The sequence below is a fragment of the Rhodococcus sp. LB1 genome (assembly GCF_001583455.1).
GTDB classification, from domain to species: domain Bacteria; phylum Actinomycetota; class Actinomycetes; order Mycobacteriales; family Mycobacteriaceae; genus Rhodococcus_F; species Rhodococcus_F opacus.
The window spans coordinates 26248-39341 of the sequence record NZ_LTCZ01000417.1; the positions used below are offsets into that span (position 1 = coordinate 26248).

Here is a 13094-nt window from a genome sequence, read left to right on the forward strand (position 1 = left end):
CCCACCCCCTTCGCCCCCGTCGCCTCCCCCGCCGCGACGAACGGGACGCTCGTTGCGTCGGATCGAACGAGCGCCCCGTTCGTTCGGCGGGGGCCGTCGTCCGGGGGCCTGGCCATCACAGTGCAGTTGCAGCGACCTGTTCCCGGCGCGTCAGCACGAGCGGCGCGCCGTCGGTGATTGCGATGGTGTGCTCGCTGTGCGAGGTGCGCGATCCATCCGCGGAGCGGATGGTCCACCCGTCGGGGTCGTAGACGATCTTGTCAGTACCGGCGGCGAACCACGGTTCGAGGGCGAGGGTCAGCCCCGGGCGCAGTGTGAGTCCTCGGCCCGCACGTCCTGTGTTCGATACGTGCGGATCTTCGTGCATGGTCCGCCCGAGCCCGTGACCACCGAATTCGGTGTTGACCGGGTACCCGTACTCGGCGGCGACCGCGCCGATCGCCGCAGACACATCGCCCAGCCGGTTGCCGGGTACCGCGGCGGCGATTCCGGCTGTCAGGGCCTTTTCGGTGGCTGCGATGAGGCGCTCGTCCTCGGGTCGTGGATTGCCGACGATGATGCTGCGGGCACAATCGGCGACCCACCCGTCGATGGAGACTGCGATGTCCATGGTCAGCAGGTCCCCGTCCTGCAGCACGTAGTCGTGCGGCAGGCCGTGGAGTACCGCGTCGTTGACCGACAGGCAGATGACGTTGCGGAACGGTCCGCGCCCGAATGACGGCGCATAGTCCCAGTAGCACGAGGTGGCGCCGCGCTGGGCGATCAACTGCCGGGCTCGGTCTTCGAGCTCGAGCAGATTCACGCCCGGTTCGGCGCGGTGTTCGAGATCGTCGAGCAACTCGGCGATGAATGTGCCGGTGACGTCCATCGCGGCGACCTCGCGGGGTGTTTTCAGTTCCAGCACCAACTGCTCCTCTTCGTACGCACAAATTCGGTATTAAAATACCACCCTAGACTGCGGGCTGGGATTTTCATACCGCTGCAGGGTTAGACTGCTCGCATGGTGCGTCTCCCTCTGACCCCGGAACAGCTGGCCGCAGGCAAGCGCCTCGGTCATCAGCTACGGCAGGCACGGGGTGATCGCACCCTCGCCGAAGTTGCGCAGGAGGCCGGGATCTCTCCGGAGACTCTTCGAAAGATCGAGACCGGGCGGATGGCGACACCCGCATTCACGACCGTCGCGGCGCTCGCCCGGGTGCTTCCCCTGTCGCTCGACGAGCTCGCCGACATCTGCCTTGCCCATACCGACCTCCGGCAAACCGGGTAGCAATTCTCCAGCTCGAGCAGAGCTGCCCGCACACAGGATTCAGATCCGGGGCACGAGTCATGCGCAGCTTTCGGGTGCTGTGGCCGGATGCAAGTGATAGAAGTTCTAGCCATGATCCTCCCGAAGGTCCGAGACCCTCGCTTCGTCACGATCCGCCGCGGTGGGACGCTCACCGACTCGGATCATCAGCTTCTGGCCCTGTGGGCGGCATCGTGCGCGGAGCACGTCCTCAACTTGTTCGAGTCGGCTCGGCCTGAGGACACACGACCGCGTGAGGCGATCGAGCATGCCCGCGCGTGGGTGCGGGGGGAGGTCGAGATGATGCAGGCCCGCGCGGCGGGAGGCCATGCGATGGGCGCGGCCAGAGACCTGCGCGGAGCGGCACGGCATGCTGCATACGCGGCGGGGCAGGCCGGAGCCGTCGCGCACGTTGCGGCGCACGAACTCGGTGCTGCCGCCTATGCGATCAAAGCCGCACGCGCTGCCGCGCCGGAGGGTGAGGGCGAGGCAGCCGGACGACGTGAGTGCCGGTGGCAGCGTGACCAGCTCCCTGAGGCGATTCGCGAGCTCGTACTCGACGACCAGCGGTTGCGGAACGACATCTGCTGGTCGGTGTTCGACTGCTGACGGCGCCTCGGGGCGCGGCCCGGAAGCCCCACCCTCCACCGGGCGTCGTGCACGGCACGGCACCTGGTTTGCCCAGTGCCTAGTCGATCATGAACCAGCCCCGGACCTGTGCCTCGTGGTCGACGTATCGTTCGCCGGAGACGTCGACGACGACCTTGTCGATGGTGCCGCCGGTGAACGGGAACGGTGCGGTGTAGTCGGCGGTGACCGGGGAGGCGCTGTCGCGTCCCACACAGATACCGTCGCCGACGAGGCAGAACACGCCGGGCTGGGTGACGATCTCGCTGCTGGCGACCTGTTGGTCGTCGAGGTAGAGGTCGAGGGTGCCGGCGAATCCAGGCATGGTCGGGTCCTCGTTCTTGCCTTTCACGGTGAATTCGGCGGTGCACACGTGGGCGCCCGCGGTGAGGTCGCGGTCGGCGGCGACGTCCTCGATGCGGGTGCCGAGCCAGTTGAAGGTGTAGCGGAGTCGGTGATCCTTGACGTAGAGGCTGTGTCCGCCGGCGACTCCGCCGTGCGCGTAGAGCACACCCTCGGCGTCGGGGGTGTCGACGTGGACTCCGGCCGCGATGGTGAAGGAGCGGCCGGTGATGGCGGCCCCGGCGCTTTCGGGGACGTCCGCACAGTTCGGGTAGTAGATGTAGTGGTCGCGGGGCTTGCCGGGGTGTGGGCGGTCGGAGAGGACTTGTTCGAGGGTGTTGCGGTCATCGAGTGGGAGGCCCTTGAAGATGCCGGCGTAGTAGAACCAGAGTTCTTTCATCTCGGCGAGGCGGTCCGGTTCGGTGTCGGCGAGGTTGTGGGATTGGGCTCGGTCCTCGTCGAGATGGTAGAGCTCCCAGACGTCGTGGTGAAAGTTGCCCCAGCCGGAGATCGGCGGGTGCAGCGAGCAGGCGAGCCATCCCTCGTGGTACAGGGATCGCTGGCCGAGCATTGCGTAGAACTGGGTTGCCTTCCCCGGGGTGGTGGGGTCGGTCAACGACGCGGCGAAGCTCTCGCCCTCGATCGGGCTCTGTGTGTAGCCCTTGAGTACCGCGGGCGGTTCGATGTCGAGGAGTTCGTAGATGGTGGGAACGACGTCGACCGCGTGAATGTACTGGTGCAGCGGTTCGGGGCGGGGCGCCAGCTTCGCCGGCCAGGAGATCATGCACATGTCGGCGATGCCGCCCTCGTAGCCGGCCCACCGCTTCCAGTACGGGAACGGGGTGTCGAATGCCCAGGCCCATCCGGTGTTGTAGTGGTTGTAGGAGGCGGGGCCGCCGAGTTCGTCGAGGTGCGGCAGTGTCACCTCGGTGGTGTCGGCGACGCCGTTGAAGAAGCGCCATTCGTTGAACGACCCGTTCGGGCCGCCCTCGCCGCTTGCGCCGTTGTCGGAGATCACGATGAGCAGGGTGTTGTCGAGTTCGCCGGATTCGGCGAGGAAGTCGATCACTCGGCCGAGCTGATCGTCGGCGTAGGAGATGAATCCGGCGAACACCTCGGCCATCCGGATGAACAGGCGCTGTTCGTCGGCGGTGAGCGAGTCCCACGGGCGGACGGTGTCGAGGATCGGCCAGAGCTGACCGTCCGGGCCGGTGGTGTTCGGCTCCCCGTGCGGGTTGATCGGCGACAGCTCGGTGCCGGGCGGCAGCAGGCCCAGTTCCTTCTGGCGGGCGAGGATCTCGGCGCGGATGGCCTCGTAGCCCTGGTCGAATTTGCCCTTGTATTTGTCGGCCCATTCGGAGGGGACGTGGTGCGGGGCGTGCCCGGCCTGCGGGGCCAGGTACATGAAGAACGGTTTGTCCGGGTCGATGGCTTTGGCGTCGCGGATGAACTGGATCGACTTGTCGGACAGGTCCTTCGACAGGTGGTAGCCGTCCTCGGGGGTTCCGGGTGCCTCGATCGGGTGGTTGTCGTAGACGAGGTCGGGGTACCAGCTGTTGGACTCGCCGCCGAGGAAGCCGTAGAAGCGTTCGAAGCCGCGGCCGAGCGGCCACCGGCTCTTGACCGCCGACATGTTGCATTCCTCGCTCGGGGTCAGATGCCATTTGCCGACGCAGTAGGTGTTCCATCCGCGTTCGGCCAGTACCTCGGAGATGAATCCGTTCTCGAAGGGGATGTGGGTCGAGATGCCGGGGAACCCGGAGCTGAGTTCGGCGACCGTGGCCATCCCGTTGGAGGTGGCGTTGCGGCCGGTCAACAGCGACGCACGGGTGGGCGAACACAGCGCCGTGGTGTGGAAATTCGAGTAGCGCACACCTGCGTCGGCGATGCGCCGCATGGTGGGGGTCTCGATGGGACCGCCGAAGACGTCCATGCTGCCGTAGCCCACGTCGTCCCACGCAATGATCAACACGTTCGGGGCGCCCTCGGGGGCCGGGGTCGGCAGGTACGGCGACCAGTCCGCCACCGAGTCTCGAATGTCGACCGCGATCTTGCCCTTATGGTTCGTGGCCATGGTGGTGCTCCTCCGGTCGACGGCCCGCTGCGCACTTCTCGGCATGCGGAACCCCACCTTTCAGCGTTCCCGGTGTGGTGTCGGGGCGTCTTCGCATCACAAGCACAAGCCGGGCGGGACTTATTCGCGCACGGTGCAGCAGAGCGCACCGCGGCCGCGGCGAGGTTCGGTGGCCCGCTGGCTTCCCGAACCCGAGTTCGGCCATGATGGACCCATGGCCGATACGCGCGGCGAGGCCCAATACCGCCAGCTGCGGACGCCGCGGTCTGCGGCGGTCGCGGGCATCGTCTTCGGCGCGCTGTTCGCCACCAGCATCGTCCTGCTGGTCACGGCGATGCCGTCCACCGCTGCGACGCCCTGGGTGCGCGGTGGCTCGAAGATCACCACCGCCCTGTTCCTTGCCCCGATCGCGGGCATCGCGTTCTTGTGGTTCGTCGGTGTGCTCCGCGACCAGTTCGGCAACCTCGAGGACCGCTTCTTCTCGACCGTCTTCCTGGGTAGTGGGCTGCTGTTTCTCGCCATGACCTTTGTCTCGATGGCGCTCGCGGGCGCACTGCTCGCCGTTTCCCGGCACTCGTCGGATGTCGTCGAGACCGACATCGTCTTCTTCGGTCGGGAGGTGATGCTGCACATCAACAACGTCTACTCCGTGCGCATGGCCGCGGTGTTCATGATCTCCCTGGCCACGATGTGGCTGCGGACCAGGCTGATGCCGAAGCCGCTGGTGATCGGGACGTATCTGCTCGCCGTGGTGCTGCTGGTGGTCGTCAGCTTCAGCTTCTGGGTGGCGCTGGTCTTCCCGGCGTGGGTGCTGGTAGTCAGCGCGTACATCCTCGCCACCGAGCACCGACAACCCACCAGTCCGGGCTGAGACCTGCGGTGCCAGCGCGGCGATTGGCCGACCTGGTTCACCGTCCTGCCAGCGGGTCGTACTTCGCGCCCCACTGCCGAGCTGCGCGACCGAAGCTCTCGGCGAGGTCAGCGCGCTGTTTCTGATCCGCCGCGACCGACCGTGCGCACGCATCGAACCGCTCACACGCCGACCCCGAAGACCGTCATTCGCCGACTCGGCGCAACGGGTTATCACCGCAGCTCTGGCCGACCTCGGCCTCGGAGTGCTTTGGTGGAACAAGAGAGAGACGAACCCGATCGAGAGAGGAGCCGGTCATGGCCACGCCGTGCAGAAGCACTGGCCGGTCACGGCCGGGTACCTGATGACCAAAGCCCCCGCCGGTGATGCCTACCGTCATCGACGGATCCTGTACGCCGAACTCGCCCAGCTGCTGTACATCCTCGTCGGGCTGGGCCTCGGGCTGACCGTGCCGAGAATCCGGCGCGGACCCGACCTGCCGGCCCAACAGGTGATCGGGATCCTGACCACGATCGGACTCGGCGTGCTCGGCCTGGTCGCGGTCATCTACTCGCTGGGGATCCTGGTCGTCCGGTGGGTGGCCTCGAACTACAGCCCCCGCCTGACCCAATTCCGCGACACCCCGATCTTGCGGCAGACCTTCGCCTTCGCCCTCGGCGTGACCGTCTTCTGCATCTCCGCGGCCTTCACCATCGGCCCCCGCGCCCGGGTCTCGATGGCCGTCCTGATCACCGCCATCGTTCTGCTCGTCGTGATGGCGGCCCTGCTCCGCACGCTCCAGGTGACTGTGGCAACCGCCATTCAACTCTCGCCCGTCCTGAACTCCATCGCGGCCCACGGCCGCGACGTCCTCGACTCGGTGTATCCCCGAGACGCTGGCACGACGGTCTCACCCGCACCGCCTCTGCCGGAGCCGTGCACGACGGTCACCTGGCCGAATCCACCTGCCGTGCTGCAAAGAATCCAGTTCGACCGTCTCGTCGGCGCCGCCCGGGCCGCGGACGCGGTCATCGTCCTGCGCGAATCCCCTGGCATCACCCTGCAGTGCGGCATGCCCGTCGCCGACATCCACGGACAGCTCCCCGCCTCGGTTGTCGTCGGTGGGCTGGTCGTCGGCAGCGAGCGGACGTTCGAACAAGACCCGCTGTTCGCGTTCCGGTTGCTGACCGACATCGCGCTACGCGCCCTGCGGCCCAATGACCCGGCAACCACCGTCCAGGCCTTGGACTACCTCGAGGACCTGCTCGGCCGGGCCGCTGCGGCACCGACCGAACCCCGCCGCGTCACCGACGACGACAACGCTCTGCGCCTGGTGATCGCGCGACCGGGCTGGGACGAGTTCGTTCGGACCAGCCTCGACGACCTCATCACCTCGGCGGCGACCACGCCCAGTGTCCTGCTCCGCATCCAGAAACTGCTCGAACGCGTGCAGAGCCGGGCTCAGCCGGACCGCCACGAGGTGCTCACCCCGCGGCTGACCCGGGTGAACGCATACCTCGCCACACTCTTTCCCCCGCCCGCGTGAACGCCGTCGGGGCGCAGTTCACCTCCGGGCGGGTTCCACTGCTTCCGGACTCCCGGCGGGATATCGGCGAAGAACTTTGGGCTCGAATGGGTTTCGCTCCCAAGCGGGGGCTGCCGGAAGCTTCGCGCGAGCGACCATGAACCGGCGGCGGCCTGGAAGAACCCGAGGTGGGTAAGTCACGAGGTAGCGATGCAAGGTGAGGACATCATGACTGCTCATCAGCTGAGGCCATAGGTCAGCTGATGACGGAGGCGCATCGGTTTCCCTGCACCAGTTCATGGGACGGCAATGGCGAGATCGCCGCGGTGAACACCGTGTTCCTCGACGCCCGGTTGATCAAGACTGCGAGGGGTGTCGTTAGTGCATACCCGAGCGGCAAACATTTCGGCAACTGACGTCGATCGGGGCGCCGTCGGCCCGCGTTGTCGAAGGTGCCATCCGCCGCCGACTCGCATCCTGAAAGTCGAAGCAGCCTTGCACATACAACCAATCGGTTGTATGTTCTGAGTGTGTCAGAAACAGAAGAGGATCAGGCCGATGCCCTGTTCCACGCGCTGTCCGACAGAACGAGGCGCGACATCATGCGTCGCGTGCTGGCCGGCGAGCATTCCGTCTCGGCACTGGCAGCGAATTACGACATGAGTTTCGCTGCGGTACAGAAGCACGTCGCCGTCCTCCAGAAATCCGGCTTACTCGTCAAACGACGCAGCGGCCGTGAACAACTCGCCACGGGCGATGTGGAAGCAGTCCGCGCGGTGTCGTCCATGCTGGCCGAGCTGGAACAGGTCTGGCGTGGGCGTATCGCACGCATCGACGAACTGATCGCAACGTAACTCCAACGGAAGGAATGAACGATGCCTGTCACCAATGTCAGCCACGACATCGATGCACTGACCTTGACCATCACCGCCGAGTTCGCCGCCCCCCGAGCGCGGATCTGGCAGATCTATGCCGATCCTCGCCAGCTCGAAAAGATCTGGGGTCCACCGACGTACCCGGCGACAGTGGTCGACCATGAGTTCGCCCCCGGCGGTCGGGTCACCTACTATATGACCGGGCCCGAGGGCGACAAGCATGCGGGTTTTTGGAACATCATCTCCGTCGACGAGCCGACCGGCTTCACCTTCACCGACGGGTTCGCCGACGCGGATTTCACCCCGATCGAGTCGATGCCCGTGTCCACCAACGAGTTCTCCTTCCAGGAAAGGGACGGCAGCACCATCGCCACCTACGTCAGCACCTACGCAACCGCCGAAGGTCTCCAGCAGGTGCTCGACATGGGCGTGGTCGAGGGTGCCTCGCAGGCGATCGGCCAGATTGACGATCTCATCAAGGGTTGAGCCTGCCGGTTCACCGCACAGGGCGATCTCGCCGCCTCGCCCTCCACGCGCGAGGCGGCGAGTCGGCAAAAGGGCGCGGCACTCCTGTTGCGACCACGCGTCGTAGGCCTGCACAACGCTGTGGTCAGTCCGGCGGCGATGAGTTTCGCAGTGGTTGCCAGTCTGTACCTACACCGATCGACAACCGTACTCGAGGAGAACGACATGACCGCGACCTACACCTTCGACGTCTTTTCCAGCCTCGACGGCTACGGCGCCGCCAGTGCCGACTGGACCGGCTACTGGGGTAAGCAAGGCCCCGAGTTGCTCGACCATCGTCTCGACCTGTACGGCGCGGAGCAGCGGATGGTCTTCGGAGCCAACACGTATCGGGTATTCGCGCAGATGCTGGCCGCGAGCACCGAGGAATCCGACGTGCGCGATCCATGGGTCACTCGGATGAGGAGCCTGCCGGCAACGGTGGTGTCGACGACACTGGAAGGACCCCTCGACTGGCCGGACGCGACCGTCGTGAGCGGTGACGCCGTCGACGTCGTCGCCAGTCTCAAGGAGGAGTCCGAGGTGCCGTTGCGCTCGCACGGCAGCCTGTCGATGAATCGGGCGCTGATGGCCGCCGGCCTGGTGGACCGCGTGCAGGTGACGCTCTTCCCTGTCATCACCGCTCGGACCGGGCTGGACCCGATCTTCCGGGGTGGGGCCGACTTCGACCTGGAGCTGCTCGAGAACCGGACGCTCGACGGTCACATCCAAGAGCTCATCTACCGGCCCACCCTCCATTGACCTGTACTCACCTGCCCGGGGCCGGGTAACCGTGCCACACCGTCATCCCCCGGTTCGCTCGACCAGCTCCTGCAGGAATCGTGGAAGTCGGCCGGCGCCGAAGTCGTAGTAGCGCACCCAGTGCGGTGTGATCGCGATACGCGCCATCTGGTCGTACAGCTCGCGGCAGTTCTGCTCGAACTGGGCCGCCGCCTCGGCGTCCATCGTCTTCCTGGCGCTGGCGAGGTATTCCTCGGTCACCCCGTCGACGATCCGGATACTCGCCCGTCCGCGAATCGACAGGGCTCGGGCTTCGCCGGGCGTGTCGCCGCTGTCGATCGTCAGGGCAACGTCCGGGCGGGCTGACAGCGCCGCGACCTTGGGTGCGGTCGCGGCGGTGGAGACCACGACCTGGTCGCCAGTCCAGTAGAAGCCGATCGGGATCACCCGCGGGGTTGCGTCCATTGCGAGGTACGCCAGGCGGGCCATCGAGCTGCACGTGAGCAGCTGCTGCGCGCCGGTGCCGGCGAGTTCGTCGTCGATCTCGTGCCGCTCCATGTGTGTTCGCCTTCCGTCGTGGCGCGACCCTCATGGCCGCGCTCACATCGGGGACGGCGCCGACCGCGGGTTCTCGACATCGAGCGGTGGAGGAATTCGCATCGCATTCGGGCCGCGCCGTTCAGCACCATCCCCTTCCCTCACCAAGGCACGCCGACGGCGGATCGGGTGAGCACGCCGTCTCGATCAGGTCGAGCGGGACGTTTTCGGTGACCGGCGGCAGGAACGGCGCGCCGCCACCGACGACGACCGGATTGCGGAATATGCGCAGCTCGTCGACGAGGCCGAGCTCGATAACTCGACCCTGATACCCACCCCCGTCTACCCACCCCCGTCGCGACGAACGGGACGCTCGTTGCGTCAGATCGAACGAGCGTTGCAGGGTGCCCAGGCAAATTTTGATCAAGGCTTTCATTATTTTGTGATCCGGGTTACTGTGGCCACCATCAATCAAACCTTTGATTAGTTAGGTGGATCGCATGAGCCCCACAAGTTTCGCTTCGTCGGCCGACCTCGGTGAGAAGGAGCAGACCCTCGAGGTCCTCGCCGACGGCGTGTACGCCCTCACCGCCGAGGGGGATCCCAACATCGGCGCCATCGAGGGCGAGGACTTCGTCGTCTGCTTCGAGGCGCTCGCCACCCCGGTGGCCGCCCAGGACTGGTTGCGCAAGCTGCGCGAGCACACCGACAAGCCGGTCCGGTACCTGGTGCTCTCGCACTACCACGCCGTCCGCGTGCTCGGCGCGTCCGCGTTCGACGCCGAGACCATCGTCTCGCACGAAACCACCCGCGCCCTCATCGAGGAGCGTGGAAAGGAAGACTGGGCAAGCGAATTCGGACGCATGCCGCGGCTGGCCAAGGCCGCCGACTCGGTGCCCGGACTGACGTGGCCCACCCTGACGTTCGCCGACAAACTCACCATCGACCTCGGCGGCGGACGCGGTGACCTCGTGCTCCAGCACTTCGGCCGCGGACACACCGAGGGCGACATCACCGCGTGGCTGCCGAAGCAGAAGATCCTCTTCGCCGGCGACCTCGTCGAGGCGCAGGCCGCGCTCTACACCGGCGACGCCTTCCACCGCGACTGGTCCACCGGCACCCTCGACCGGATCAAGGCGCTCGGCGCGGAGGTCCTGATCGGCGGACGCGGCGCCGTCTCCCACGGGCGGGAGGCCGTCGACGCCGCCATCGAGCAGACCCGCCACTTCATCGAGGTCATGTTGGCCGAGGTCGGGGCGGTGCAGCAGCGCGGCGGCACCCTGAAGGAAGCGTTCGAAGCCACCCACGCCGCACTGAACGAGCAGTACGGGCACTGGCCGATCTTCGAACACTGCCTCCCGTTCGACGTCTCCCGCGTGTGGGACGAGCTGTCGGGCATCGAACGGCCCGTCATCTGGACCGCCGAGCGTGACCGCGAGGTCTGGGACCAGTTGCAGGGCTGAAGTCCGTCACCGTTTCACACTGACAAGGCGAGGATCATGGGAAGACGACACACCCGCGGCGGCACGGTCACCGTCGTGGGCAACGGCCCGGTGGGGCAGACGACGGCGTTGCTGCTGGCACGCTGGGGCATCCCGGTCACGTTGCTCGACGCACGGGCCGAACGCGACCCGATCGGATCGAAGGCGATCTGCCAGCAGCGGGACGTCCTCGAGGTGTGGGACGCGATCGGCGTCGGCAGGCAGCTGGCCGACGAGGGCGTGACGTGGGGGTGCGCCCGCACGTTCCACCGCGACCACGAACTGTTCGCGCAGACGTTCGTCGACCGCGGCATCTCGTCGTTCCCGCCGTTCGTCAACATCTCCCAGGCACGGACCGAGGAACTGCTCGACGAGCGGATCGCGGCCACGTCGTCGATCGACGTCCGGTGGGGATACGAGGCCACGTCGGTGGATCAGGACGAGACCGGCGTGACCATCACCTGCCGCACCGGTTCCGGGGAGGAGGCCGTCACCTCGGACTACGCGGTGGTGGCCGTGGGGTCGCGGGGCAGTGCGATCCGGCGGCAGCTGGGCGTCACGTTCGACGGTCGCTCGTTCGACGACAAGTTCCTGATCTGCGACATCGCCGCCGACATTCCGGGCTGGGCCGACGAACGCCGCTTCTACTTCGACCCGGAGTGGAACCCGGGCAGGCAGGTGCTCATCCACCCGTGCCCGGACTCGACGTTCCGCATCGACTGGCAGGTGCCCGGCGAGTACGACCTCGAGGCCGAGGAGAAGTCGGGTGCACTCGACGCGCGGATCCGGAAGATCATCGGCGACACCGACTACCGGATCGTGTGGAAATCGGTGTACCGCTTCCACTCCCGGGTCGCGAACCGGATGCGCGTCGACCGGGTGCTACTGGCCGGCGACGCCGCGCACATCGTGTCACCGTTCGGGGCGCGCGGCCTGAATTCCGGTGTCGCCGACGCCGAGAACGCGGCGTGGAAGCTCGCATTCGTCCTGCGCGGCTGGGCCGACGAAGCGCTGCTCGAGACGTACCACACCGAGCGGCACGCGGCGGCCGTCGAGAACATCGCGGTCACCACGGCGACGATGGATTTCCTCGTGCCGCAGTCCGAGGGCCAGCACCGGCACCGGCGCGACGTGCTCACCGCGGCGGTCACCGACCCGCAGGCCCGGGTGAAGGTCGACAGCGGTCGCCTCGCCGAGCCGTTCTGGTACATCGAGTCACCCTTGACCACAATCGATCCGGAACGGCCGTTCGCCGGGCGCCCCGAGCGTGGCTGCACCCCAGCCGCGGCGCCGGGAATCCTCGTGCCCGACACCCCGGTGACGCTGCGCGGTGGTGCCGGCACCCGGCTCCGCGACATCGCCCGGTGCGGAATCCTTCTCCTGCTCGGTGACGGTGTGGACGTCGACGAGATCCGCAGCGCGGCCCTCGGCGCGGTGCACACACCGATCCGCCTCGTCCGGCTGTCGGAGATCGACAGCACCGGCGTCCTCACCGCCGCGTTGGACGCGAAGCCCGGCGAGGTGTGGGTCATCCGCCCCGACGCCTACATCGCGGCGGTCACCCACACGGTCGACGGGCTGGTGTCCGCGCTGCACCGGATCACCGAACCCGTATTCGCCGCAATGGAATCCCTCGTGGATCCAGATCGAGTCGTCGCAGCAGCTCCTCAGTAGCTCGGCGGCGACATCATCCAGAGCGCAACGGCGGGGTTGCCGTCGATCTCCCGGGCGCGGTGCGGGCGGGAGCTCGAGTACGCGACGCTGTCGAGTGCGTTGAGCACGTCGGTGTGCTCACCGATGGTGACCTCGATGCGGCCGGAGATGACGAGCAGAACTTCTTCGGAGTCGCCGTGTGCGTACAGCTCGTCGCCGGTGGTCCCGTACGGGTCGAACTCCCCGATGAACGATTCGAGCTGGCGATGGGTCGTCGGGGTGATGCGGACCTTGCGCGCGTTGGTGCCGAAGGCATTGAAATGGGCGGTGCGGTACCGGTGCACGGCGGTGGAGGATGCCTCGGTGAACAGCTCACCGACGTTCATCTGCAGGGTGGCGCAGATCCTCTGCAGGGTCGCGATGCTGGCCGTGTTGCGGTCCCGTTCGAGCTGGCTGAGAAACCCCTCACTGACCTCGGCTTTTGCAGCGACCTCGGCCAGCGTCAATCGCAGCGCGCGTCGTCGTGAGCGCAGCCGCGCACCCAGTGAGTGGGGATCGACCGCTGGGGAACCGTCGTCCGTCGATGCACTTGACATACCT

The 13094-nt window shown here is 66.9% G+C and carries 14 protein-coding genes; 9 read left to right on the forward strand and 5 right to left on the reverse strand.

Going from position 1 to position 13094, the window contains the following annotated elements:
- Nucleotides 1-115: 115 nt before the first annotated feature.
- Complete coding sequence (gene map, locus AZG88_RS42575) at nt 116-904, reverse strand: type I methionyl aminopeptidase (protein WP_025433618.1); 789 nt, start codon at nt 902-904, stop codon at nt 116-118.
- A 96-nt stretch (nt 905-1000) separates the two neighbouring features.
- Here map and AZG88_RS42580 point away from each other — a divergent pair, with 96 nt between their 5' ends.
- The gene (locus AZG88_RS42580; protein WP_005249222.1) at nt 1001-1267 is read left to right on the forward strand and encodes a helix-turn-helix domain-containing protein; all 267 of its coding nucleotides are present in this window, start codon (nt 1001-1003) and stop codon (nt 1265-1267) included.
- A 111-nt stretch (nt 1268-1378) separates the two neighbouring features.
- A complete protein-coding gene (locus AZG88_RS42585) occupies nt 1379-1894 on the forward strand; it encodes a putative immunity protein (RefSeq protein WP_061043649.1) in 516 nt (171 codons plus the stop codon).
- 79 nt (nt 1895-1973) lie between these two features.
- Here the strand turns inward: AZG88_RS42585 and AZG88_RS42590 are convergent, their stop codons facing one another.
- Complete coding sequence (locus AZG88_RS42590; RefSeq protein ID WP_061701118.1) at nt 1974-4328, reverse strand: arylsulfatase; 2355 nt, start codon at nt 4326-4328, stop codon at nt 1974-1976.
- A gap of 214 nt (nt 4329-4542) precedes the next feature.
- Between AZG88_RS42590 and AZG88_RS42595 the strand changes: the two genes are divergently transcribed.
- From AZG88_RS42595 to AZG88_RS42615, 5 genes are all read left to right on the forward strand, one after another.
- Complete coding sequence (locus tag AZG88_RS42595) at nt 4543-5199, forward strand: hypothetical protein (RefSeq protein ID WP_061043651.1); 657 nt, start codon at nt 4543-4545, stop codon at nt 5197-5199.
- A 307-nt stretch (nt 5200-5506) separates the two neighbouring features.
- Complete coding sequence (locus AZG88_RS42600; protein WP_061043652.1) at nt 5507-6724, forward strand: DUF2254 family protein; 1218 nt, start codon at nt 5507-5509, stop codon at nt 6722-6724.
- 509 nt (nt 6725-7233) lie between these two features.
- Complete coding sequence (locus tag AZG88_RS42605; RefSeq protein WP_061043684.1) at nt 7234-7557, forward strand: ArsR/SmtB family transcription factor; 324 nt, start codon at nt 7234-7236, stop codon at nt 7555-7557.
- Nucleotides 7558-7578: 21 nt separating this feature from the next.
- The gene (locus AZG88_RS42610) at nt 7579-8064 is read left to right on the forward strand and encodes an SRPBCC family protein (RefSeq protein ID WP_005249225.1); all 486 of its coding nucleotides are present in this window, start codon (nt 7579-7581) and stop codon (nt 8062-8064) included.
- 204 nt (nt 8065-8268) lie between these two features.
- Nucleotides 8269-8844 carry a dihydrofolate reductase family protein gene (locus AZG88_RS42615; protein ID WP_061043685.1) on the forward strand — a complete coding sequence of 192 codons (576 nt, stop codon included), beginning with the start codon at nt 8269-8271 and terminating at the stop codon, nt 8842-8844.
- 42 nt (nt 8845-8886) lie between these two features.
- On the opposite strand, the gene AZG88_RS42620 is transcribed toward AZG88_RS42615, so the two are convergent.
- Complete coding sequence (locus tag AZG88_RS42620) at nt 8887-9381, reverse strand: pyridoxamine 5'-phosphate oxidase family protein (protein WP_061043653.1); 495 nt, start codon at nt 9379-9381, stop codon at nt 8887-8889.
- 121 nt (nt 9382-9502) lie between these two features.
- Complete coding sequence (locus tag AZG88_RS42625) at nt 9503-9796, reverse strand: hypothetical protein (protein WP_061043654.1); 294 nt, start codon at nt 9794-9796, stop codon at nt 9503-9505.
- 64 nt (nt 9797-9860) lie between these two features.
- Between AZG88_RS42625 and AZG88_RS42630 the strand changes: the two genes are divergently transcribed.
- Complete coding sequence (locus tag AZG88_RS42630) at nt 9861-10823, forward strand: MBL fold metallo-hydrolase (RefSeq protein ID WP_005249229.1); 963 nt, start codon at nt 9861-9863, stop codon at nt 10821-10823.
- 36 nt (nt 10824-10859) lie between these two features.
- Complete coding sequence (locus AZG88_RS42635; protein WP_061043655.1) at nt 10860-12515, forward strand: FAD-dependent monooxygenase; 1656 nt, start codon at nt 10860-10862, stop codon at nt 12513-12515.
- Here the strand turns inward: AZG88_RS42635 and AZG88_RS42640 are convergent.
- Nucleotides 12509-13090 carry a helix-turn-helix domain-containing protein gene (locus tag AZG88_RS42640; protein ID WP_063819623.1) on the reverse strand — a complete coding sequence of 194 codons (582 nt, stop codon included), beginning with the start codon at nt 13088-13090 and terminating at the stop codon, nt 12509-12511. The genes AZG88_RS42635 and AZG88_RS42640 overlap by 7 nt on opposite strands.
- Nucleotides 13091-13094 lie beyond the last annotated feature (4 nt).

Bases quoted from the DNA above. Each gene is read 5' to 3' on its own strand.
- AZG88_RS42640 (WP_063819623.1), bottom strand. From the start codon at position 13,090: ATGTCAAGTGCATCGACGGACGACGGTTCCCCAGCGGTCGATCCCCAC.
- AZG88_RS42620 (WP_061043653.1), bottom strand. From the start codon at position 9,381: ATGGAGCGGCACGAGATCGACGACGAACTCGCCGGCACCGGCGCGCAG.
- AZG88_RS42585 (WP_061043649.1), top strand. From the start codon at position 1,379: ATGATCCTCCCGAAGGTCCGAGACCCTCGCTTCGTCACGATCCGCCGC.
- AZG88_RS42595 (WP_061043651.1), top strand. From the start codon at position 4,543: ATGGCCGATACGCGCGGCGAGGCCCAATACCGCCAGCTGCGGACGCCG.
- AZG88_RS42615 (WP_061043685.1), top strand. From the start codon at position 8,269: ATGACCGCGACCTACACCTTCGACGTCTTTTCCAGCCTCGACGGCTAC.
- AZG88_RS42580 (WP_005249222.1), top strand. From the start codon at position 1,001: ATGGTGCGTCTCCCTCTGACCCCGGAACAGCTGGCCGCAGGCAAGCGC.
- AZG88_RS42635 (WP_061043655.1), top strand. From the start codon at position 10,860: ATGGGAAGACGACACACCCGCGGCGGCACGGTCACCGTCGTGGGCAAC.
- AZG88_RS42610 (WP_005249225.1), top strand. From the start codon at position 7,579: ATGCCTGTCACCAATGTCAGCCACGACATCGATGCACTGACCTTGACC.
- AZG88_RS42630 (WP_005249229.1), top strand. From the start codon at position 9,861: ATGAGCCCCACAAGTTTCGCTTCGTCGGCCGACCTCGGTGAGAAGGAG.
- AZG88_RS42625 (WP_061043654.1), bottom strand. From the start codon at position 9,796: ATGAAAGCCTTGATCAAAATTTGCCTGGGCACCCTGCAACGCTCGTTC.
- AZG88_RS42590 (WP_061701118.1), bottom strand. From the start codon at position 4,328: ATGGCCACGAACCATAAGGGCAAGATCGCGGTCGACATTCGAGACTCG.